23 protein-coding genes and 1 riboswitch are annotated in these 21706 nt (G+C 41.9%); of the genes, 21 read left to right on the top strand and 2 right to left on the bottom strand.

The window, feature by feature from the left end; genetic code table 11:
* The first annotated feature begins 84 nt into the window (after positions 1 to 84).
* From sigX to aroD, 3 genes are all read left to right on the top strand, one after another.
* Complete coding sequence (sigX, locus tag NYE20_RS12730; RefSeq protein ID WP_003230521.1) at positions 85 to 669, top strand: RNA polymerase sigma factor SigX; 585 nt, start codon at positions 85 to 87, stop codon at positions 667 to 669.
* Positions 605 to 1708 (top strand): GerMN domain-containing protein, encoded by a 1104-nt coding sequence (locus tag NYE20_RS12725; RefSeq protein ID WP_038828562.1) that lies wholly within the window; start codon positions 605 to 607, stop codon positions 1706 to 1708. Before sigX ends, NYE20_RS12725 begins: the two co-directional genes overlap by 65 nt.
* A gap of 110 nt (positions 1709 to 1818) precedes the next feature.
* Positions 1819 to 2586, top strand: coding sequence for a type I 3-dehydroquinate dehydratase (gene aroD, locus NYE20_RS12720; protein ID WP_024571508.1), 768 nt, complete (start codon positions 1819 to 1821; stop codon positions 2584 to 2586).
* A gap of 42 nt (positions 2587 to 2628) precedes the next feature.
* On the opposite strand, the gene serA is transcribed toward aroD, so the two are convergent.
* Positions 2629 to 4206 (bottom strand): phosphoglycerate dehydrogenase, encoded by a 1578-nt coding sequence (serA, locus tag NYE20_RS12715; protein ID WP_004398713.1) that lies wholly within the window; start codon positions 4204 to 4206, stop codon positions 2629 to 2631.
* Positions 4207 to 4414: 208 nt separating this feature from the next.
* Positions 4415 to 4549, top strand: a riboswitch (FMN riboswitch).
* A gap of 153 nt (positions 4550 to 4702) precedes the next feature.
* On the opposite strand from serA, the gene fmnP reads away from it, so the two are divergent.
* Positions 4703 to 5275 carry a riboflavin transporter FmnP gene (gene fmnP / locus NYE20_RS12710; RefSeq protein WP_004399159.1) on the top strand — a complete coding sequence of 191 codons (573 nt, stop codon included), beginning with the start codon at positions 4703 to 4705 and terminating at the stop codon, positions 5273 to 5275.
* Between the two features lie 39 nt (positions 5276 to 5314).
* Here the strand turns inward: fmnP and NYE20_RS12705 are convergent, their stop codons facing one another.
* A complete protein-coding gene (locus NYE20_RS12705; RefSeq protein ID WP_003225461.1) occupies positions 5315 to 5563 on the bottom strand; it encodes a ferredoxin in 249 nt (82 codons plus the stop codon).
* A gap of 265 nt (positions 5564 to 5828) precedes the next feature.
* On the opposite strand from NYE20_RS12705, the gene NYE20_RS12700 reads away from it, so the two are divergent.
* The 17 genes from NYE20_RS12700 to fni all read left to right on the top strand — a co-directional run bounded on the left by NYE20_RS12700 (position 5829) and on the right by fni (position 21706).
* Complete coding sequence (locus NYE20_RS12700) at positions 5829 to 6887, top strand: helix-turn-helix domain-containing protein (protein WP_014477210.1); 1059 nt, start codon at positions 5829 to 5831, stop codon at positions 6885 to 6887.
* Entirely contained in the window at positions 6880 to 8370 is a 1491-nt protein-coding gene (locus tag NYE20_RS12695; RefSeq protein ID WP_038828563.1) for an ATP-dependent DNA helicase RecQ, read from the top strand. Before NYE20_RS12700 ends, NYE20_RS12695 begins: the two co-directional genes overlap by 8 nt.
* A 26-nt stretch (positions 8371 to 8396) precedes the next feature.
* A complete protein-coding gene (locus NYE20_RS12690; protein WP_038828565.1) occupies positions 8397 to 8999 on the top strand; it encodes a CPBP family intramembrane glutamic endopeptidase in 603 nt (200 codons plus the stop codon).
* A complete protein-coding gene (locus NYE20_RS12685; protein ID WP_339183131.1) occupies positions 8950 to 9681 on the top strand; it encodes a LysM peptidoglycan-binding domain-containing protein in 732 nt (243 codons plus the stop codon). Before NYE20_RS12690 ends, NYE20_RS12685 begins: the two co-directional genes overlap by 50 nt.
* Before the next feature lie 62 nt (positions 9682 to 9743).
* Positions 9744 to 10187, top strand: a complete 444-nt coding sequence (locus tag NYE20_RS12680; protein WP_003230531.1) for a YpbF family protein — start codon at positions 9744 to 9746, stop codon at positions 10185 to 10187.
* An 86-nt stretch (positions 10188 to 10273) separates the two neighbouring features.
* Positions 10274 to 11053 (top strand): metallophosphoesterase, encoded by a 780-nt coding sequence (locus NYE20_RS12675; RefSeq protein WP_003230532.1) that lies wholly within the window; start codon positions 10274 to 10276, stop codon positions 11051 to 11053.
* A gap of 158 nt (positions 11054 to 11211) precedes the next feature.
* Positions 11212 to 11796, top strand: a complete 585-nt coding sequence (locus NYE20_RS12670) for a genetic competence negative regulator (protein WP_003230533.1) — start codon at positions 11212 to 11214, stop codon at positions 11794 to 11796.
* 155 nt (positions 11797 to 11951) lie between these two features.
* Positions 11952 to 13226: an NAD-specific glutamate dehydrogenase gene (gene gudB / locus NYE20_RS12665; protein WP_003230536.1), complete on the top strand. Its 1275-nt coding sequence runs from the start codon at positions 11952 to 11954 to the stop codon at positions 13224 to 13226.
* Between the two features lie 108 nt (positions 13227 to 13334).
* Entirely contained in the window at positions 13335 to 14309 is a 975-nt protein-coding gene (locus NYE20_RS12660) for a YpdA family putative bacillithiol disulfide reductase (protein WP_133953230.1), read from the top strand.
* Positions 14310 to 14428: 119 nt separating this feature from the next.
* The gene (gene prsW, locus NYE20_RS12655) at positions 14429 to 15085 is read left to right on the top strand and encodes a glutamic-type intramembrane protease PrsW (RefSeq protein ID WP_003230542.1); all 657 of its coding nucleotides are present in this window, start codon (positions 14429 to 14431) and stop codon (positions 15083 to 15085) included.
* A gap of 152 nt (positions 15086 to 15237) precedes the next feature.
* Positions 15238 to 16155, top strand: a complete 918-nt coding sequence (sleB, locus tag NYE20_RS12650) for a spore cortex-lytic enzyme (RefSeq protein WP_014480142.1) — start codon at positions 15238 to 15240, stop codon at positions 16153 to 16155.
* Between the two features lie 34 nt (positions 16156 to 16189).
* Positions 16190 to 17542 carry a germination protein YpeB gene (ypeB, locus tag NYE20_RS12645; RefSeq protein WP_029726759.1) on the top strand — a complete coding sequence of 451 codons (1353 nt, stop codon included), beginning with the start codon at positions 16190 to 16192 and terminating at the stop codon, positions 17540 to 17542.
* Positions 17543 to 17635: 93 nt separating this feature from the next.
* Positions 17636 to 18289, top strand: coding sequence for a cyclic di-GMP receptor DgrA (gene dgrA, locus NYE20_RS12640; RefSeq protein ID WP_161621654.1), 654 nt, complete (start codon positions 17636 to 17638; stop codon positions 18287 to 18289).
* Positions 18290 to 18333: 44 nt separating this feature from the next.
* A complete protein-coding gene (locus tag NYE20_RS12635; RefSeq protein ID WP_124072988.1) occupies positions 18334 to 18510 on the top strand; it encodes a YpfB family protein in 177 nt (58 codons plus the stop codon).
* Positions 18511 to 18588: 78 nt separating this feature from the next.
* Positions 18589 to 19263 carry a (d)CMP kinase gene (cmk, locus tag NYE20_RS12630; protein WP_032726050.1) on the top strand — a complete coding sequence of 225 codons (675 nt, stop codon included), beginning with the start codon at positions 18589 to 18591 and terminating at the stop codon, positions 19261 to 19263.
* Between the two features lie 232 nt (positions 19264 to 19495).
* The gene (gene rpsA / locus NYE20_RS12625; protein ID WP_014477197.1) at positions 19496 to 20644 is read left to right on the top strand and encodes a 30S ribosomal protein S1; all 1149 of its coding nucleotides are present in this window, start codon (positions 19496 to 19498) and stop codon (positions 20642 to 20644) included.
* 12 nt (positions 20645 to 20656) lie between these two features.
* Complete coding sequence (fni, locus tag NYE20_RS12620; protein WP_161621653.1) at positions 20657 to 21706, top strand: type 2 isopentenyl-diphosphate Delta-isomerase; 1050 nt, start codon at positions 20657 to 20659, stop codon at positions 21704 to 21706.

The raw sequence follows: 21706 nt of genomic DNA, 5'->3' as shown, positions 1-21706 counted from the left end.
CCAAATTCCAGTTACTCGTAATATAGTTGTAATGTAACTTTTCAAGCTATTCATACGACAAAAAAGTGAACGGAGGGGTTTCAAATGGAAGAAACCTTTCAATTATTATATGATACATATCATCAAGATTTGTACCAATTTTTATTTTATATGGTAAAGGATAAAAACCAGACAGAAGACCTTCTTCAAGAGGTTTATATCCGGGTATTAAATTCTTATCATACGTTTGAAGGAAGAAGCAGTGAAAAAACATGGCTTTTGTCTATCGCACGCCATGTTGCGATAGACTGGTTTCGTAAACAGCAAACAATCAGACAGCGTATACTCGGTACATTTGACTGGGATACACAGGATGTCAGGGATCAGCAATTGCTCCCGGACGAACTTGCGGTTCAACATGAAAATGTCCGGGAAATTTATGCTGCGCTTGATCAATGTACAATCGATCAAAGAGCTGTGATTATCTTGCGGTTTATTCAGGGATATTCAATACAGGAAACAGCCAAGGCTCTGCGCTTCTCGGAAAGCAAAGTAAAAACGACCCAACACAGAGGGCTCAAAGTACTTCGGAAACATATGGAGCTTTTGAGGGAGGAGCTAATGGATGATGAAGTCAGAATGGAACGAAGAACAGATAAAGGAGTTGTTAAGTCAACTTCCGGCAGTTAAAGACCATCGTTCGCCTCAGGATATTTACAAGCGGCTGACGATGGCAAAGCGTAAAAATAAGCCCGCTGTCAGGTGGATTGGCCCCGCGTGTGCCGCTGCAATTGCGGTTTATATCGCCTTCATTATTTCTCCTCATTTCTTTGATCAGGCACAGCCTCAACAAAAAGAAGCGTCCCAAGAGAACGCAGTAACGAAAACTGAGACAGAAGACAGCCCAAAAGCTGCATCATCCCTGGATCATACATCGTTTGTTGTAACTGAAAAGGAACAAGACAATTACATCACTGTAGCAGTTGCTGATGCCGATACATCTGCAATCATACCTGTCAGCATTCAAAAAACAAATGCATACCAAACGATCCAGGACATGCTGACTGTAAGTAGTGAATTGGATATCTTGGATCATGCCATTACAATTCCATCCTTCATAGATGAAGTAGAAATAAAAGAAAAACCAAAGCAGAAGGAATTAAGTATACGAGTCCATCAGCCAGCTACGGCATTTTCTGTAAAAGATGATACACTGTTAAAAAAATTGCTTAAAGAATCCTTAAAATGGAGTCCTTATGAAAAAGTCAAATTTTTATCGGATCAAAATGAGACTGGGGTTCGGATTGGCTCATATGGCACTTTTACGGAAATTTCGATTCCAAAACAGTCAAAAAGAGCTTACTACTTGTACAAAAATAAACAAGGAAACTTTCTCATTCCGTCAGAAAAAACATTTGATACGGTAAAAGAAGCGATTAATGAAATGGAATCGAGCAGTCAAAAAGATACAACACCGCTTATTCAAGCGGGTACTGTCCAATCTGTAACGAAGAAACAGAAGCACTTATATATCCGTTTCTCAAAGGACTCAGAAGTTGAGGATTCTATTGCCAGTATTTTAATGATTGAGGGACTTCTTTTAACCGCAAAAGAGTTTGGCTTCACAGAAGTGACCTTTACCGAAACAAGAACAAACAAAATCGGCAAATATGACGTATCAGATGCAATTCCGGTACCGGCTGCTCCAAATCCGATTTTCTTAAACTAAAATGGGCCCTTTGAGGCTCTTTTTTAGTTGCTATTCATATAATAGAATTTTCAAAAAAAAGTTGTAAGTGTATAATAAAACAAGGTAAAGATTGAAAGGATTTGAGATGAGTGAACGTGTTAACAATTAAAGGAGTTTCCATCGGGGAAGGAACGCCGAAAATCATCGTTCCGCTGATGGGAAAGACGGAAAAACAAATTCTGAATGAAGCAGAGGCAGTAAAATTACTGAATCCGGACATTGTTGAATGGAGAGTCGACGTATTTGAAAAAGCGAATGACAGAGAAGCGGTCACAAAGCTCATTTCTAAGCTTCGTAATTCTTTAGAAGACAAGCTATTTCTATTTACATTCAGAACCCACAAAGAGGGCGGGAGCATGGAGATGGACGAAAGCTCCTATCTTGCTTTGCTGGAATCGGCAATCCAAACAAAAGACATCGATCTGATAGATATCGAATTATTTTCAGGAGATGCAAATGTAAAGGCGTTAGTATCGCTGGCGGAAGAAAACAACGTCTATGTGGTGATGTCAAATCACGACTTTGAAAAAACACCTTCGAAAGATGAGATTCTTTCAAGACTTCGGAAAATGCAGGATTTAGGGGCACATATTCCCAAAATGGCTGTCATGCCGAATGATACTGGAGATCTCCTAACGCTGCTTGATGCGACGTATACAATGAAAACAAAATATGCAGACCGCCCCATTATTACAATGTCAATGGCTGCAACAGGGCTCATCAGCAGGCTGAGCGGTGAGGTTTTTGGATCGGCTTGTACTTTTGGAGCTGGAGAAGAGGCGTCCGCACCAGGCCAAATTCCTGTTTCTGAGCTAAGGAGTGTCTTAGATATTTTGCATAAAAACACACGGGGATAGAACAATAAAAAAACTCAAGCTATATAGCTTGAGTTTTTTTGATTATGGCAGATCAATGAGCTTCACGGACACAATATCAGGGACATTTGTTAGTTCTTTCACAATTTTATCTTCCAGATGTCTGTCAAAGGAAAGCATCATGATGGCTTCTCCGCCTTTTTCCTTACGGCCAACCTGCATAGTTGCAATGTTAATATCATTATCTCCGAGAATACGTCCTACTCGGCCGATGACACCTGTTGTATCTTGATGCTGGATATACACCAAGTGACCTGTCGGATAAAAATCAATATTAAATCCATTGATCTCGACAATTCGTTCTCCGAAATGAGGAATATACGTAGCCGTTACAGTAAAGGTGCTGCGGTCTCCTGTCACTTTTACGCTGATGCAGTTATCGTATCCAGATTCAGAAGAGGAAATTTTTTCACTGAAGCTGATGCCGCGTTCTTTTGCGACACCCCCGGCATTGACCTCGTTAACAGTAGAGTCAACGCGCGGTTTTAAAAAGCCTGACAGAAGGGCTTTTGTAATGAACGATGTTTCAAGTTTAGCAATTGTGCCTTCATATTGAATGGCAACATCCTGTACTGGTTCTTTCATGCACTGTGATACAAGGCTGCCAATTTTTCCTGCAATTTGATGGTAGGGCTTAATTTTAGCAAATTCATCTTTTGTCATGGCAGGCAGGTTGATAGCTGACATGACAGGCAGGCCTTTTGCGAACTGCAGAACTTCTTCTGACACTTGGGCGGCGACATTGAGCTGTGCTTCTTTCGTTGATGCTCCCAAGTGAGGAGTGGCAATGACTAATGGATGATCAACAAGTTTGTTGTCAACTGGCGGTTCAACTTCGAAAACGTCAAGAGCCGCTCCCGCAACATGCCCGTTTTCCAAAGCTTCGAGAAGTGCTGCTTCATCGATAATTCCGCCTCGCGCACAGTTAATTAAGCGAACGCCTTTTTTCGTTTTTGCAATTGTTTCTTTATTCAATAAGCCTTTTGTTTCTTTTGTTAAAGGCGTGTGAACGGTAATGATATCCGCACTTTCAAGCACTTCTTCAAATGTGCGGCTGTTTACGCCGATTTTTTTCGCTCTTTCTTCCGTTAAGAAAGGATCAAAAACGTGCACTGTCATACCGAACGCTCTCGCACGCTGTGCAATTTCACTTCCGATTCGGCCTAATCCTACAATACCAAGCGTTTTTCCATAGAGCTCTGAACCCACATAAGCTGTGCGGTTCCACTCTCTGGATTTCACTGAGATATTAGCCTGCGGAATGTGTCTCATTAAAGAAGAGATCATTGCAAATGTATGCTCAGCTGTCGAAATGGTGTTGCCGTTCGGAGCATTGATCACGATTACCCCGTGTTTCGTAGCCTCATCAATATCGATATTATCGACACCGACACCGGCTCTTCCGACAATTTTTAAAGAAGTCATTTTGTTGAAAAGGTCTTCTGTTACTTTTGTCGCACTTCGCACCAAAAGAGCATCAAAAGTATGTAATTCATCTTCTGCATCTGCTACGTTTTTTTGAACGATTTCAATAAAGTCTGATTCAATAAGTGGCTGTAAACCGTCGTTGCTCATTTTGTCTGAGACCAATACTCGAAACATCGTTAGATTTCCTCCTAAATTGACAAACTAAATATCTGATAATTTAACATATTCTCAAAAGAGTGTCAACGTGTATTGACGCAGTAAAGGATAAAAGTAAAGCCTAATAAATCAATGATTTGACAGCTTGCAGGTAATATATATAATTTGAAGCAATTCTCTATACAGCCAACCAGTTATCGTTTATAATGTAATTAAATTTCATATGATCAATCTTCGGGGCAGGGTGAAATTCCCTACCGGCGGTGATGAGCCAATGGCTCTAAGCCCGCGAGCTGTCTTTACAGCAGGATTCGGTGAGATTCCGGAGCCGACAGTACAGTCTGGATGGGAGAAGATGGAGGTTCATAAGCGTTTTGAAATTGAATTTTTCAAACGTTTCTTTGCCTAGCCTAATTTTCGAAACCCCGCTTTTATATATGAAGCGGTTTTTTTATTGGCTGGAAAAGAACCTTTCCGTTTTCGAGTAAGATGTGATCGAAAAGGAGAGAATGAAGTGAAAGTAAAAAAATTAGTTGTGGTCAGCATGCTGAGCAGCATTGCATTTGTTTTGATGCTGTTAAATTTCCCGTTTCCGGGTCTTCCGGATTATTTAAAAATCGATTTTAGCGACGTTCCCGCTATTATTGCCATTCTGATTTACGGACCTTTGGCGGGTATTGCCGTAGAAGCGATAAAAAATGTTCTTCAGTATATCATTCAGGGAAGCATGGCCGGAGTTCCTGTAGGGCAAGTTGCGAATTTTATTGCAGGAACACTCTTTATATTACCGACTGCTTTCTTATTTAAAAAACTCAACTCAGCAAAGGGCTTGGCTGTCAGCCTGCTTTTGGGAACTGCAGCGATGACCATTTTAATGAGTATTTTAAATTATGTTCTGATTCTTCCGGCATACACGTGGTTTTTACATTCACCGGCATTATCCGACAGCGCGCTAAAAACAGCAGTCGTCGCAGGTATCCTGCCGTTTAACATGATAAAAGGTATTGTAATTACGGTTGTATTCTCACTAATTTTTATCAAGCTTAAGCCATGGATTGAGCAGCAGCGAAGTGCACATATCCATTAAATAAAAAAGCTCCCGTTCGGGAGCTTTTTTTAGTTACTTCTATTCAAATTTAAGCGGGTCGCCTTCAAATGGCTCATCCGCCACTTTGATGGAATCAGTAGGGCATCCTTCAAATGCGTCAATCATATCTTCTTCCAGTACCTCAGGAACTTCGACAACACCTTTGTTTTCATCAAGCGTTACGAACGCGATGCCTTCATCATCGTAATCGTAAATGTCTGGTGCAGCAGCTCCGCAAGCGCCGCATGCAATACATGTATCTTTGTCTACGATTGTGTACTTTGCCATGAATAAAACCTCCCAGATTGTTCTTGGTGGAACAAATGGATCAATCTTTATATTTAATCAATTTAACACCTATTCCTCTTACTTATTGTAATGATGTTGCTGCTACATTTCAACAGAAAAATGATTGAGAATGCTTATCACATAAGGGGTTATCTACATAACATCCCCCTTAATGATGACTTTAAACGTCGATTTCTGTTTGAAATCTGTTAAAATAAAAAGAGCAAATCAACGATTTTTGTCAGGAAGAATGTAGGTGGATAGGTTGTCATTAAATTACTTCGATATTATGGTTCTCGATTGTCTTTGCAAAATAAACGGGGAACGGTCGGGAAGCGCTGTTTTTCACCTATTCAAAGGCAAGAGATCGTCACAAACCATTCAAGATGCCGGCTTATTTCAGACTGCAAAATACTTTGGAATGGCGGCAAAATGTTCGAGAAGCGATATTTCTGCGTCGCTTGACAAGCTTGAAAAGCATTCATATCTCGCGCCAATGTCTGAAACAGATACATACAAAGTGACAGCCAGCGGCGCAGCAGTTTTGAGACATTCCCTTAGCGAGCGGCCGTGGCCCGTTTATTGTCACGGTGCTCATTATCAGCAGGCTGCCGGCGTGCTTTGGAAAAGGCTTTCGCTGCTTGTGCAGGTCTTATCCCATAAACAGCAAGGGAGCAGGCAGTATATCCCTGTCACAAAGGATCATAAGACACTTCACTGGGTAAAGAAATACCTGTCCCGGCATACGGATCATATAGAGATGGCAAAAAGCCTTTTTGCCATGCTTGAGGCGCATTTGAAAAAGATTGAAAACAAAGCAGCGCAAATTTTTGTCTACTCCTTAACCTCGCACCATCGGATCGGTTATACGAGCAGGCAGCTTGCTGATACGATGAAAGAAGACGAATGGTATGTCTATATCATGTTTTGGGCTTCGGTACATTATTTTATTCATTCTCTTCCGGAGTGTGAAGATGCTTTGTTAAAGGATCTCCTTTCTGATGTGCACTTAGATAATGCCCTGACAGAGTCGACGAGGAAAACATGGCAGATGGTCAAACAAGGGTTTCCGATACATCGAATTGCTGAAATCAGAAAGCTGAAAACAGCGACGATTGAAGACCACATTGTCGAGATTTCTCTCCATGAGCCTACGTTTATGATTAATGATTATGTATCAGCAGAAGACCAGCTCCAAATCGCAGAGTTTGCCAAACGGATGCGGACGAATAAAATCAAACAAATTCGCGACGGGCTGGAACAGCGGTTCAGCTACTTTCAAATCAGACTGGCATTGACAAAGCAGGTGCAGCAATATGACTAAATTACAGCAAACGTTATATCAGTTTTTTGGTTTTACTTCCTTTAAAAAAGGGCAGCAGGACATTATTGAAAGCATACTCAGCGGGAAGGATACCATTGCAATGCTCCCGACTGGGGGAGGGAAATCGCTTTGCTACCAGCTGCCTGGTTATATGCTTGACGGCATGGTATTAATCGTTTCTCCACTGCTTTCTTTAATGGAGGATCAGGTGCAGCAGCTCAAAGCCCGGGGGGAAAAGCGTGCTGCAGCTTTGAACAGCATGCTTAACAGGCAGGAAAGACAATTTGTTTTAGAACATATTCATCGATATAAATTTTTGTACTTGTCGCCTGAAGCTTTACAGTCTCCATATGTATTGGAAAAATTGAAAAGCGTCCCGATCAGCCTATTTGTTATTGACGAAGCGCATTGTATTTCTGAATGGGGACACGACTTCAGGCCTGATTATTCAAAGCTCGGACAGCTGAGAAAAAAACTTGGACACCCGCCCGTTCTGGCATTGACCGCCACGGCTACAAAGGAAACGCTGCAAGATGTCATGAACCTGCTCGAGCTGCAGCATGCTGTACGGCATCTCAACTCAGTCAACCGCCCAAACATCGCACTGAGGGTTGAAAATGCGGCGGATACTGCCGAAAAAATAGATAGGGTCATTCAGCTGGTTGAAAACCTGCAAGGCCCGGGAATTGTTTATTGTCCGACACGGAAATGGGCTGAGGAATTAGCGGGTGAAATTAAAAGCAAAACGAGCAGCAGAGCCGACTTTTACCATGGCGGTTTGGAGTCAGGGGACAGGATTTTAATTCAGCAGCAGTTTATTCATAACCAGCTTGATGTGATATGTTGTACGAATGCGTTTGGAATGGGTGTCGATAAACCTGATATCAGATATGTAATTCATTTTCACCTCCCGCAGACGGCAGAAGCTTTTATGCAGGAAATCGGAAGAGCGGGCCGCGACGGAAAGCCGAGTGTCAGCATTTTGCTGCGGGCGCCAGGGGATTTTGAATTGCAGGAACAGATTATCCAGATGGAGAGTGTCACAGCTGAAGAAATCGCCGACGTGATCCGTGTGCTAGAGAAGACGGAGGAGCGGGATGAGAGAAGGCTTCGTGACGTATTACTTCAGTATGGCGTCGGAGAGACACAGGCCCGTATGATGATTCATCTCTTTATGCAGGGAAAAACATCAGTTGAACTGATGAAGAAAGAAATTTCATATCGCATGGAGCTGAAGCTGGAAAAAATGCACCGTGTATCATTTTTACTTCAGCGTGACGGCTGTTTAAGGCAGGCACTGTTAACCTACTTTGATGAATCATACGAGCCTGATGACGGAAACCTCCCGTGCTGTTCATATTGCGGTTTTGATTTATCCTTGTATGAACAAAAAGGGGAACGGAGTAAAATGGCGCCATTAGACAGCTGGAGTTCGGAATTGCACCGGATATTCAACTTGCAGACTGTAGGTGAGCTGAACTGAAACAGCAAAAAGATTATATTCAGCATATGTCTGACCGTGATATGCTGAAGCAGTTATATTTGACGCAGCTACTCATCATCTTTGCCGCTGCTGCAGCAGGACTGTTCTTTTTTGAGGATGTACGGGACGTATTAAAGCTCTGGGACATTCGCGATATGCGAATCATCTGGTATGGTGTTTCTATAGCTGTTATTGTTATTTTAGCCGATGTGGCAGTAATGAAATGGTTTCCGTCTCATTTATATGATGACGGCGGAATCAATAAAAAAATATTCAGTAAGAGGTCAATCCCTCATATTATATTTTTAACGCTTCTGATTGCTTTCGCGGAAGAAATGTTATTCAGAGGAGTGCTGCAGACTCATATCGGTTTATGGGCGGCCAGTCTTATATTTGCCGCTCTGCACTTTCGGTATTTGTCAAAATGGCTGTTATTTATTATGGTGACAGCAATCAGCTTTTTGCTCGGTCTGATGTATGAATGGACCGGCAACTTATTTGTTCCGATGACGGCGCATTTTATCATTGATGCCGTGTTTGCCTGTCAGATTCGTTTTGAACATGTGAGGAGGGATAAACATGACGAACATGTCGAGAGTAGAGAGAAGAAAAGCCCAGAATCTTTATGAAGATCAAAACGCCGCATTGGCGGACGATTATGTCGATGATGGAGAAAACCTTCCGACAAGACAATCTGTAAAAAATCAAAGAGAACAGAAAAAAAAGCAAGGCAAAACAAAAACGCCATTATTCACAGTACTCGCAGTAATATTTGTATTTGTGCCGGTTATCGTTTTAGTCACCTTATTTTATCTAAAGAGCCACCCGGATAATCATGACGATTATGAAGATGTTTTTATTGACAGCAGCCAAAGCAAATATGAGGTTGTCCCGAAATCAGAGGATAAAAACGATACCGCAGACACTAAAGAGACCGCACTGCAGAAGGAGTCAAAAAAAGAGCCTGAAGATTCCAAGCCAAAAGAGCAAACAGCTGCTGATAAGAAACAGACTGCTGTAGCGGAAAAAGAAGACTCGGCAAATAAGGAGGAAGCAACCGCCGCGGCTGCTTCCTCTTCCCAATCAACAGTACAACAGCAAGAACCGCAACCGCAGCCGGCTGAGCCAGTTCAAAATGTGCCGAATCGCGTTGTCAAGCACACCGTCCAAAAGAAAGAAACGCTATACCGCATTTCCATGAAGTATTATAAAAGCCGGACAGGAGAAGAAAAAATTCGAGCGTATAATCATCTGAATGGAAATGATGTTTACACCGGACAAGTTTTGGACATCCCCTTAATGGATGAATAGGGTATTATTTTTATTTTACGTTCATATATTGTAGCAATGAAAATGGACAAGGTGTGAAGCGTATGGAATCCTTATGGAATCAGCTGGATCAGTTTACAGACGCGCCGACCAAACAGATGCTCCAAGCGCTGGTAAAACGAAAACAAAAATTCGAAAACTATGCAGCACAATGCCGCAGATGGCGATGGGCTTCACTTATCTGCCTAGGCTTATTATGTGTTATGATCATGATCAAAAGCCCGGAGCCTCAGCTTATACTTCAAGAAATACTTAGCCATACCTTTTATTTATTTTGGATGCTGGCAACCGCTTTTGCCTACTGCACTTCATATTATTTCAAGAAAAAGGAAGAAAAATCCGAGACTGATTTCCATAAACTGAGATGTGAAATTATTCAGAAAAGCACTGATCTCTGGCCGCAGCCCGATAAATGGAAGGCGAGAGAGTCTGTTTTTCATATGATGAAGCACAAATATGACATTAATCTATATTTTGAAAGTAAATAAAATGGGGCGTTTTCTCAAACGATAGAAACGTCTTTTTTTTATTGTCCGTCTTATTGATAAGTTCTAAAAAGAATGGAGAGTTTTTTATGAAGCTATCAGTGAAAATTGCCGGTGTACTAACTGTTGCGGCAGCGGCAATGACGGCAAAAATGTATGCAACAGCAAAAGGCAATCATTTGAAGACACATACGTTTCCTTTATCAAAGATGAAGGGCAAGCCGCCTCTGACAATCTTTTTTATTTCAGACATTCACAAACGTCTCATCGATCAAGACCTTTTAGAAAAAGCGCGAAGCCATGCCCCTCACTTGGTTATAATCGGCGGTGATTTAGCTGAGGGCGGGGTGCCCAGTGCGAGAATCGAGGAAAACATCAAAAGGCTCGTGCATTTCGGGGTCCCTATCGTGTTTGTGTGGGGGAATAATGATTATGAAGTCAGGCAGCATAAGCTGTATTCCATATTTAAAGCACACGGCGTCATCACTCTGAGAAATGAGTCAGTCCCGTTTTCATACAATGGGCATACGATTGCGATTGCGGGGGTTGATGATATCAGGATGGAGATGGATCATTATGAGGAAGCCATCAAAGAACTTGATGAAAGCCAGCTGAATATTCTGGTTTGCCATAATCCGGAGATTCATGAACAAATCAATGAAGATGACGGTATTGATGTGATACTCAGCGGACATACCCATGGAGGCCAGATCAGGTTTGGAAAATTTGGCCCTTATGAACTGGGGAAAACAGGTATTGTTAAAAACGCGGCATATCTGATCAGCAACGGCTACGGCACGACAAAAGTGCCTCTTCGTTTAGGTGCTGAGCCTGAAACACACATTGTGACTCTTTGCGGGCCAGAATAACTTCTAAAAAGCAAAAATCCATATGGCAATAAAAACTGCATTGTGCTTGTCTTACTAGTGAACTCAGTGTAAACTGATAACAATTAAGAACCTATGACTCATCATCTCATATAATGTGTTATATGATTTGTGTGCAAGTAGAGGCAGGAGGGAACGTTATGCGGCTTGAGCGTCTGAATTATAATAAGATCAAAATCTTTTTAACCCTCGATGATTTGACAGACCGGGGATTGACAAAAGAAGACCTCTGGAAGGACTCATTTAAAGTCCACCAGTTATTTAAAGATATGATGAATGAAGCAAATACAGAGCTCGGCTTTGAAGCGAATGGACCGATTGCAGTGGAAGTGTATTCTCTCCAAGCACAAGGGATGGTCGTGATTGTAACAAAGAACCAAGACGCCGATTCAGAAGACGATGAGTATGATGATGATTACATCGAAATGCAAGTCAAGCTTGATGAAAGCGCGGACATCATATATCAATTCCATTCCTTTGAAGATATCATTCAGCTTTCAGAAAGCTTACAGCGAATCGGTATCACAGGGGGAACTGTCTACCACTATGACGGGCAGTACTTTTTAAGCCTTGAAGATCTAGGGTCACATACGGCTGAAGGGGTTGTGGCGGTTCTGGCTGAATACGGCAATCCGACAACTTTAACGATTTATCGCCTGCAAGAGTATGGTAAGCTCATTATGGACGGTAATGCCGTAGAGACGATACAAACTCATTTTTCATAAGAATGCAACGGAAAACTGCTGATTTCAGCAGTTTTTTTTCATTAAAAAACATGGAAAAACATAACGTTTATTCTATGCACAGATCATATGAAGGTGTATACTATTCTCTGAAAGGGAGCATGTGAGAAACAGAAGATTCTAGGAGGTTAACTCAAATGGCAGCCGATCGAAACACCGGTCATACAGAAGAGGACAAACTTGATGTATTAAAATCAACCCAAACCGTAATACATAAGGCTCTGGAAAAATTGGGATATCCCGAAGAGGTATACGAATTGTTAAAAGAGCCGATGAGATTATTAACGGTAAAAATACCTGTTCGTATGGACGACGGTTCAGTAAAGATTTTCACAGGATATCGTGCGCAGCACAATGACTCTGTCGGTCCAACGAAAGGCGGGATACGTTTTCACCCGAACGTAACAGAAAAAGAGGTGAAGGCGCTTTCAATTTGGATGAGTTTAAAATGCGGCATAATTGATCTTCCATATGGCGGTGGTAAAGGCGGAATTGTTTGTGATCCAAGGGATATGTCGTTTAGAGAGCTGGAGCGTCTGAGCAGAGGGTATGTCAGAGCGATCAGCCAAATTGTCGGCCCGACAAAAGACGTGCCGGCACCGGATGTATTTACAAACTCACAAATCATGGCTTGGATGATGGATGAGTATTCAAGAATTGATGAATTTAATTCGCCTGGATTTATTACAGGCAAACCGCTTGTGCTTGGCGGATCTCACGGGAGAGAATCTGCGACAGCAAAAGGTGTTACCATCTGTATTAAAGAAGCGGCTAAGAAGAGAGGCATCGATATTAAAGGTGCGCGTGTCGTTGTCCAAGGCTTCGGAAACGCGGGAAGCTATTTGGCAAAATTTATGCATGATGCGGGGGCAAAAGTTGTCGGCATCTCAGATGCGTATGGCGGACTTTATGATCCGGAAGGCCTTGATATCGATTATTTACTCGACCGACGCGACAGCTTCGGTACCGTAACAAAGCTTTTCAACGATACCATTACCAACCAAGAGCTGCTGGAGCTGGATTGTGATATTCTCGTTCCTGCTGCGATTGAAAATCAAATTACAGAAGAAAATGCCCATAATATCCGGGCTAAAATTGTCGTTGAAGCAGCGAACGGACCAACAACGCTTGAAGGAACAAAAATTCTTTCAGACCGGGACATTCTGCTTGTACCAGACGTGCTGGCAAGTGCCGGTGGCGTAACAGTTTCTTATTTTGAATGGGTTCAGAATAACCAAGGCTTCTACTGGAGTGAAGAAGAGGTAGAAGAAAAATTAGAAAAAATGATGGTCAAATCATTTAACAATATTTATGAAATGGCTAACAACCGAAGAATTGACATGAGGCTCGCTGCATATATGGTCGGCGTTCGCAAAATGGCTGAAGCTTCGCGTTTTAGAGGCTGGATATAAGTTGATGATTTGCATAAAAATAAAAAATCTCCTATGATAAAATAGGAGATTTTTTTATTCGGAAATAGAAAATATGAAGTGAAATGCCAATCGCAGGAGTTGACAGAAATGATTCAAGAAAAAGCAATTATTATAGGCGGAGGGCCTTGCGGACTATCTGCTGCCATTCACCTAAAACAAATTGGCATTGATGCCCTCGTCATCGAAAAAGGCAATGTCGTTAACAGTATTTACAATTATCCGACGCATCAAACCTTTTTCAGCTCAAGTGAAAAGCTCGAAATCGGAGATGTGGCATTTATTACGGAAAACAGGAAGCCTGTCAGAATTCAGGCTTTATCGTATTACCGTGAAGTTGTTAAACGGAAAAACATCCGTGTTAATGCGTTTGAAATGGTGCATAAAGTGACGAAAACGCAAAAAAACACATTCGTTATTGAGACGTCAAAAGAGACCTACACGACGCCATATTGTATCATCGCCACAGGCTATTATGATCATCCAAACTATATGAATGTACCCGGTGAGGATTTGCCGAAAGTATTTCATTATTTTAAAGAAGGCCACCCGTATTTTGATAAAGATGTTGTTGTTATCGGCGGGAAAAATTCAAGCGTGGACGCTGCCCTTGAACTCGTGAAATCTGGAGCGCGTGTCACAGTTTTATATAGGGGCAATGAGTATTCTCCAAGCATTAAGCCGTGGATTCTGCCGGAATTTGAAGCCCTCGTCAGAAACGGTACAATCCGTATGGAATTTGGCGCTTGTGTCGAAAAAATCACCGAGGATGAAGTTGTGTTTCGCTCCGGAGAGAAAGAACTCATTACCATTAAAAATGATTTTGTATTTGCCATGACAGGCTATCATCCCGATCATCAATTTCTTGAAAAAATTGGTGTTGAAATTGATAAAGAAACAGGGCGTCCATTTTTCAACGAAGAAACGATGGAAACGAACGTTGAAGGTGTCTTTATTGCCGGGGTTATTGCTGCGGGAAATAATGCAAATGAAATATTTATTGAAAACGGCAGGTTTCACGGGGGGCATATCGCAGCGGAAATCGCCAAAAGAGAAAACCATTAAAGATGAGGAGCATATGATGCATTCGTATGCTCTTTTTGTTTTTTTAAGTGCAGACAGATGTAAAATTTTAAACAACATGGTAGGATAGACGTAGGAATATAAAGGAAAGAGGTTGCCTGATGTTTGCAATCATCTCTGCAGGAATTGCCCCCGGCATCGCGTTATTAAGTTATTTTTATTTAAAAGATCAGTATGATAATGAACCTGTACATATGGTGCTACGGTCGTTTTTTCTCGGGGTTGTTCTTGTATTTCCCATCATGTTTATCCAGTATGTACTTGAAAAAGAGAATGTAGGAGGCGGAAGCTTTTTCGTTTCTTTTTTATCTTCGGGGTTTTTGGAGGAATCATTAAAATGGTTTATACTGATGATCAGTGTTTACCCGCACGCCCACTTTGATGAGCATTATGACGGGATTGTGTACGGTGCAAGTGTATCACTCGGTTTTGCAACCCTCGAAAATATTCTTTATTTAATTGGCCACGGCGTGGAGCATGCGTTTGTCAGGGCGCTGCTGCCTGTTTCATGCCATGCCTTGATTGGCGTTATAATGGGATTTTACCTTGGAAAAGCTCGTTTTTCCGCTGATAAGGCGCGTGTAAAGTGGCTTACTCTTTCTTTAGTTGTCCCATCCCTTTTGCATGGATCATATGATTTTATCCTAACAGCGCTTAGCAATTGGATTTATTATATGCTTCCATTTATGGTGTTTTTATGGTGGTTTGGTTTGCGTAAAGCGAAAAAAGCCCGTTCCGTTAATATGATGCAAGTATAGAAGCCGCACAGCAACCGTGCGGCTTTTTTGTGTGCAGTTTTTACAAAAGAGTTTTTATGTTCTGAGGGATAACAAGGAAAGAGTGTATAAAAATAACCTCGTTACAGAAAATACGATTACACTTAAAAATTTGCAGTAGGAGGCTTGAAAAGATGAAGTCCAAAGGATCGATTATGGCATGTCTCATCCTTTTTTCCTTTACAATAACGACGTTTTTCAATACTGAAACCATCTCTGCCTTTTCGAATCAGGTCATTCAAAGAGGGGCAACAGGGGATGATGTGGTCGAGCTTCAGGCGCGTCTTCAATACAACGGATATTATAACGGAAAAATTGACGGGGTTTATGGATGGGGGACGTACTGGGCAGTTCGAAATTTTCAGGATCAATTCGGGTTAAAAGAGGTTGACGGCCTTGTAGGAGCTAAAACAAAGCAAACCTTAATATGTAAATCAAAATACTATCGTGAATATGTCATGGAACAGCTCAATAAAGGGAATACATTCACGCATTACGGAAAAATTCCGCTAAAGTATCAGACGAAACCGTCAAAAGCAGCAACACAAAAGGCAAGACAACAAGCAGAAGCACGGCAGAAACAGCCTGCGGAAAAAACAACGCAGCAGCCTAAAGCGAATGCGAATAAACAGCAAAACAATACACCAGCAAAAGCAAGAAAACAGGATGCGGTAGCAGCGAACATGCCTGGTGGATTTTCCAACAACGATATCAGGCTGCTTGCTCAAGCGGTTTATGGCGAAGCCCGGGGCGAGCCGTACGAGGGACAGGTTGCTATTGCAGCAGTCATTTTAAACCGTTTGAACAGCCCGTTATTTCCAAATTCAGTAGCGGGGGTTATTTTTGAGCCGCTTGCCTTCACAGCAGTAGCCGACGGACAAATTTACATGCAGCCGAATGAAACGGCCCGAGAAGCAGTGCTGGATGCCATCAATGGCTGGGACCCATCAGAGGAAGCACTTTACTACTTTAATCCGGATACGGCTACAAGTCCGTGGATTTGGGGGCGTCCACAGATTAAAAGAATCGGTAAACACATTTTCTGTGAGTAGCAGATATGAGAAAGCATAAAAAGAGGTGTGATAAATGATCAGAGGAATTTTAATCGCCGTGCTTGGTATTGCAATAGTCGGTACAGGCTACTGGGGATACAAAGAACACCAGGAAAAAGACGCAGTTCTTCTTCATGCTGAAAATAACTATCAGCGGGCGTTTCATGAGCTTACCTATCAGATGGATCAGCTTCATGATAAAATCGGAACAACACTTGCCATGAACAGCCAAAAATCACTGTCGCCTGCATTGATCGATGTGTGGAGGATTACATCAGAAGCTCATAACAGTGTCAGTCAGCTGCCGCTTACATTAATGCCGTTTAATAAAACTGAAGAGCTATTATCAAAGATCGGCGATTTCAGCTATAAAACGTCAGTCAGAGATTTGGACCAAAAGCCGCTTGATAAAAACGAGTATACATCACTAAATAAGCTATATCAGCAGTCCGAAGATATACAAAATGAATTGCGTCATGTTCAGCACCTTGTCATGAGCAAAAACCTTCGCTGGATGGACGTAGAAATGGCCCTGGCTTCTGACGAAAAACAAAGTGATAATACGATTATCAACAGCTTTAAAACAGTCGAAAAAAATGTTGGTGCATTCTCCACTGGCACTGATCTTGGTCCGAGTTTCACCAGCACGAAAAAAGAAGAGAAAGGCTTCAGCCATCTGAAGGGAAAACAAATTTCCGAACAGGAAGCAAAACAAATTGCTGAGCGCTTTGCCCCAGATGACAATTATTCAATTAAAGTGGTAAAGAGCGGAAAAAAAACAAATCGCGATGTATATAGCATCAGCATGAAAGATCCAGACCATAAAGCAGTGATTTATATGGATATTACGAAGAAGGGCGGGCATCCGGTATACTTGATCCAAAACAGAGAAGTGAAAGATCAGAAAATCAGTTTAAATGACGGATCGAACCGAGCGCTTGCATTTTTAAAGAAAAACGGATTTGAAACAGATGATTTGGAAATTGATGAAAGTGCGCAATATGATAAAATCGGTGTATTTTCATATGTTCCTGTTGAAAATAAAGTCCGGATGTACCCCGAGGCAATTCGTATGAAAGTGGCCTTGGATGACGGTGAGGTTGTCGGCTTTTCAGCAAGAGACTTCCTCACATCTCACAGAAAAAGAACCATACCTAAGCCTGCAATTACTGAAGCAGAGGCAAAGTCTAAATTAAATAAAAATGTACAAGTGAGAGAAACAAGGCTCGCTTTGATTACAAATGAACTAGGTCAAGAAGTGTTATGCTACGAAATGCTTGGGACAATTGAAAATGACACATTCAGAATGTATATCAATGCCAAAGACGGATCGGAAGAAAAGGTTGAAAAACTAAAAAATGCAGAACCTATATATAAAGACCTATAAAAAACAGGAGGAAAGGACTAAATGTCTTTTCCTTTTTTTCATTACGTGCTTTAATAAAAACGTGAGTATATTGAATGCGAAAGAGTGAAGTCAATGATAGAGATTGGAGAAAATGTACTTTTAGAATATATAGAAGAAAATGAATTGAAAAAGGCAAAAAGCAAGGCGGTCAGCATCGAAAACAATGAACTTTTGATCGCGTATCCTGTTGATGTAGTTACAGGGCGAACTGTGATTTTACATAACGATATGGAAGTAACGGTAGAGTTTGTGGGAAAAGACGAAGTTCCTTATCGCTTTATAAGCCGTATAAAAGGTAAAGTGAAGGACAAACTTCAAATGATCTGTCTTGAAATGCCTCCCCGTGAAAAAATGAAAAGAATCCAGCGCCGCCAATATGTAAGAACTGATGCGGTATTAGATGTGCAAATTCAGCCGGGAAATGAAGAAGAGTTCCGCACACTATCCTATAACATCAGTGCAGGCGGCATCGCCGTGGTTTTAGCTGATGGCCTTTCTTTTCAATCGGGGGAATCATTGCGTCTGATCATTCGTCTTCCTGAAGAGGAGCACACACGTCAAATAGAAACAGAAGCAGTTGTCAGACGAATCTTTAATGACCCCAAGTCAGGAAAACGCAAAATGACTTTAGAGTATTCAGAAATTGCAGCAGGTGACCAGCAGGCTTTGCTTCAATACTGCATCAGGCGCCAGTTAAATAAGAGAAGAAAGGCCCGAATGGAATAAACATCGGCAAACACTTCCATACTATTTGTAATGGAGGTGCTCCAATGAAAACATTTGAACGGCTGCTGATCAAATTATTGTTCATTCAGGCCATCATTTTATTTGGTGTCCAATTTCTTTTTTACTACCAGCATATTGAACCATACGTATCAAAAGTGATTCAATATGAAGGGGTGGATAACATGGAGGGGGACAATAAGATTGAAACCTTCAAACATTAATTATTCATCAATTTTTCACCCTTTTTCATAAAGTTCGTGATACAATCCATAGAGGAGAAAAGAGCAAGGAGAGGAATTATGGAAAAGAAATTATCGATTGCAATTGACGGCCCGGCAGCTGCAGGGAAAAGCACCGTTGCCAAAATTGTGGCTGAGAAAAAATCGTACATATATATTGATACAGGAGCAATGTATCGAGCGATTACGTACGCGGCTTTACAAGAAAACGTTGAGCTGACAAATGAAGAAAAACTGGCTGAGCTGCTAAAGCGGACAGACATTGAGCTGATTACAACAAAAGATGGACAAAAAGTGCTTGTAAACGGCACCGATGTAACTGAGGCGATCAGAACAGATGAAGTCAGCAACCAAGTTTCAATTGCGGCCAAGCACAAAAGTGTCAGAGAAGAAATGGTGAAACGCCAGCAGCAGCTTGGGGAAAAAGGCGGCGTCGTGATGGATGGTCGTGACATCGGGACGCATGTGCTGCCAAATGCAGAAGTAAAAATCTTTCTTTTGGCATCTGTTGAAGAGAGAGCGAAACGCCGTTATGAAGAAAATGTGAAAAAAGGCTTTGATGTAAACTACGAAACATTAATTGAGGAAATTGCAAGAAGAGACAAGCTTGATTCAGAGCGCGAAGTATCTCCGCTGCGTAAAGCAGAAGACGCTCTTGAAATCGACACGACATCGCTTTCCATTCAAGAGGTAGCTGATAAAATCCTCGAGGCTGTGGAGCAAAAGTCCCGCTGAGGATGGCAAATGCCACTTTTTTTGAATTTTTCAACGAAGATAGAATGTTATTGCTTGACAAACCTGTCCTTTTATTAGAAGTTAATACTAATAAAACTTTTTATTGATCATTCAAAAAACTTTTTTGGATGATTCTTTAATACATATTCGGCTAAAAGCGGGCATGTTATATGTTCAGCTTTCAAACCGTTTTAATTAAGCTGTGTAGGTTTGGACCAAGGAGGTTATTCAAATGACAGAGGAAATGAATCAAATTGATGTTCAAGTGCCAGAGGTTGGAGATGTAGTTAAAGGGATTGTGACAAAGGTAGAAGACAAACATGTAGATGTAGAAATTATCAATGTCAAACAATCCGGTATTATTCCAATCAGTGAATTATCAAGTCTTCATGTAGAGAAAGCATCGGATGTTGTTAAAGTAGACGACGAGCTTGACCTGAAAGTAACAAAAGTGGAAGACGATGCTTTGATTTTATCTAAACGTGCTGTTGATGCAGACCGCGCTTGGGAAGACCTTGAGAAAAAATTTGAAACAAAAGAAGTGTTTGAAGCTGAAGTGAAAGATGTCGTGAAAGGCGGCCTTGTCGTTGATATCGGCGTTCGCGGTTTTATTCCGGCATCACTGGTTGAAGCACATTTCGTTGAAGACTTCACTGACTATAAAGGAAAAACACTGTCACTGCTCGTTGTAGAGCTTGACCGTGATAAAAACCGCGTGATCCTTTCACACCGTGCTGTTGTTGAAAGTGAACAAGCGAATAAAAAACAAGAACTTCTTCAGTCTCTTGAAGTTGGAAGTGTACTTGATGGCAAAGTACAGCGCCTGACTGATTTTGGCGCGTTTGTTGATATCGGCGGCATCGATGGACTTGTACACATTTCACAGCTTTCCCACTCTCATGTAGAGAAGCCGTCTGACGTTGTTGAAGAGGGACAAGAAGTAAAAGTGAAAGTGTTATCGGTTGACCGTGATAATGAACGTATTTCTTTATCGATCAAAGATACACTGCCTGGACCTTGGAGCCAAATCGGCGAAAAAGTGAAGCCTGGAGATGTGCTTGAAGGAACTGTACAGCGTCTTGTAAGCTTCGGTGCCTTTGTTGAAATCCTTCCAGGTGTTGAAGGTCTCGTTCATATTTCTCAAATTTCCAATAAACACATCGGCACGCCGCATGAAGTCCTTGAAGAAGGACAGACTGTAAAAGTGAAGGTTCTTGATGTGAATGAAAATGAGGAGCGCATTTCATTAAGCATGCGTGAACTTGAAGAAACGCCTAAAGCTGACCAGGAAGATTACCGTCAATATCAAGCGAAGGAAGAAACAAGCACTGGCTTCCAGCTTGGAGATCTGATCGGAGATAAGCTGAATAAACTAAAATAATTGGTGATAAACGTGACTCGAGCAGAACGAAAAAGACAACACATCAATCATGCCTTGTCCACCGGCCAAAAGCGGGAAACAGGTCTTGATGATATTACGTTTGTTCACGTCAGTCTGCCCGATCTTGCATTAGAACAAGTAGATATTTCCACAAAAATCGGCGAACTTTCAAGCAGTTCGCCGATTTTTATCAATGCAATGACTGGCGGCGGCGGAAAACTTACATATGAGATTAATAAATCGCTTGCGCGAGCGGCTTCTCAGGCTGGAATTCCCCTTGCTGTGGGATCGCAAATGTCAGCATTAAAAGAGCCATCAGAGCGTCTTTCCTATGAAATTGTTCGAAAGGAAAACCCAAACGGGCTGATTTTTGCCAACCTGGGAAGCGAGGCAACGGCTGCTCAGGCAAAGGAAGCCGTTGAGATGATTGGAGCAAATGCGCTGCAGATCCACCTCAATGTGATTCAGGAAATTGTGATGCCTGAAGGAGACAGAAGCTTTGGCGGCGCACTGGAACGTATTGAACAAATTTGCAGTCATGTCAGTGTACCAGTCATTGTGAAAGAAGTCGGATTCGGTATGAGCAAAGAATCAGCAGGAAAGCTGTATGAAGCTGGTGCTGCAGCTGTTGACATTGGCGGTTACGGGGGAACAAATTTCTCGAAAATCGAAAATCTCCGAAGACAGCGGCAAATCTCCTTTTTTAACTCGTGGGGCATTTCGACAGCTGCAAGTTTGGCGGAAATCCGCTCTGAGTTTCCTGCAAGCACCATGATCGCCTCTGGCGGTCTGCAAGATGCACTTGACGTGGCAAAGGCAATTGCACTTGGGGCCTCTTGCACCGGAATGGCAGGGCATTTTTTAAAAGCGCTGACTGACAGCGGTGAGGAAGGACTGCTTGAGGAGATTCAGCTGATCCTTGAGGAATTAAAGATGATTATGACCGTGCTGGGTGCCAGAACGATTGCCGATTTACAAAAGGCGCCCCTTGTGATCAAAGGTGAAACCTATCATTGGCTCACAGAGAGAGGGGTCAATACATCAAGCTATAGTGTGCGATAA

This window comes from Bacillus sp. FSL R5-0416, assembly GCF_037975425.1.
Lineage (GTDB): Bacteria > Bacillota > Bacilli > Bacillales > Bacillaceae > Bacillus > Bacillus subtilis.
Note: the sequence above shows the minus strand (reverse complement) of the source record. Positions and strands in the feature narration are given on the sequence as shown.

Bases quoted from the DNA above. Each gene is read 5' to 3' on its own strand.
- sleB (WP_014480142.1), top strand. From the start codon at position 15,238: ATGAAGTCCAAAGGATCGATTATGGCATGTCTCATCCTTTTTTCCTTT.
- dgrA (WP_161621654.1), top strand. From the start codon at position 17,636: ATGATAGAGATTGGAGAAAATGTACTTTTAGAATATATAGAAGAAAAT.
- gudB (WP_003230536.1), top strand. From the start codon at position 11,952: ATGGCAGCCGATCGAAACACCGGTCATACAGAAGAGGACAAACTTGAT.
- ypeB (WP_029726759.1), top strand. From the start codon at position 16,190: ATGATCAGAGGAATTTTAATCGCCGTGCTTGGTATTGCAATAGTCGGT.
- NYE20_RS12675 (WP_003230532.1), top strand. From the start codon at position 10,274: ATGAAGCTATCAGTGAAAATTGCCGGTGTACTAACTGTTGCGGCAGCG.
- prsW (WP_003230542.1), top strand. From the start codon at position 14,429: ATGTTTGCAATCATCTCTGCAGGAATTGCCCCCGGCATCGCGTTATTA.
- serA (WP_004398713.1), bottom strand. From the start codon at position 4,206: ATGTTTCGAGTATTGGTCTCAGACAAAATGAGCAACGACGGTTTACAG.
- NYE20_RS12680 (WP_003230531.1), top strand. From the start codon at position 9,744: ATGGAATCCTTATGGAATCAGCTGGATCAGTTTACAGACGCGCCGACC.
- NYE20_RS12695 (WP_038828563.1), top strand. From the start codon at position 6,880: ATGACTAAATTACAGCAAACGTTATATCAGTTTTTTGGTTTTACTTCC.
- sigX (WP_003230521.1), top strand. From the start codon at position 85: ATGGAAGAAACCTTTCAATTATTATATGATACATATCATCAAGATTTG.
- NYE20_RS12635 (WP_124072988.1), top strand. From the start codon at position 18,334: ATGAAAACATTTGAACGGCTGCTGATCAAATTATTGTTCATTCAGGCC.
- NYE20_RS12660 (WP_133953230.1), top strand. From the start codon at position 13,335: ATGATTCAAGAAAAAGCAATTATTATAGGCGGAGGGCCTTGCGGACTA.
- NYE20_RS12725 (WP_038828562.1), top strand. From the start codon at position 605: ATGATGAAGTCAGAATGGAACGAAGAACAGATAAAGGAGTTGTTAAGT.
- NYE20_RS12685 (WP_339183131.1), top strand. From the start codon at position 8,950: ATGACGAACATGTCGAGAGTAGAGAGAAGAAAAGCCCAGAATCTTTAT.
- cmk (WP_032726050.1), top strand. From the start codon at position 18,589: ATGGAAAAGAAATTATCGATTGCAATTGACGGCCCGGCAGCTGCAGGG.
- NYE20_RS12705 (WP_003225461.1), bottom strand. From the start codon at position 5,563: ATGGCAAAGTACACAATCGTAGACAAAGATACATGTATTGCATGCGGC.
- rpsA (WP_014477197.1), top strand. From the start codon at position 19,496: ATGACAGAGGAAATGAATCAAATTGATGTTCAAGTGCCAGAGGTTGGA.
- NYE20_RS12690 (WP_038828565.1), top strand. From the start codon at position 8,397: ATGTCTGACCGTGATATGCTGAAGCAGTTATATTTGACGCAGCTACTC.
- NYE20_RS12670 (WP_003230533.1), top strand. From the start codon at position 11,212: ATGCGGCTTGAGCGTCTGAATTATAATAAGATCAAAATCTTTTTAACC.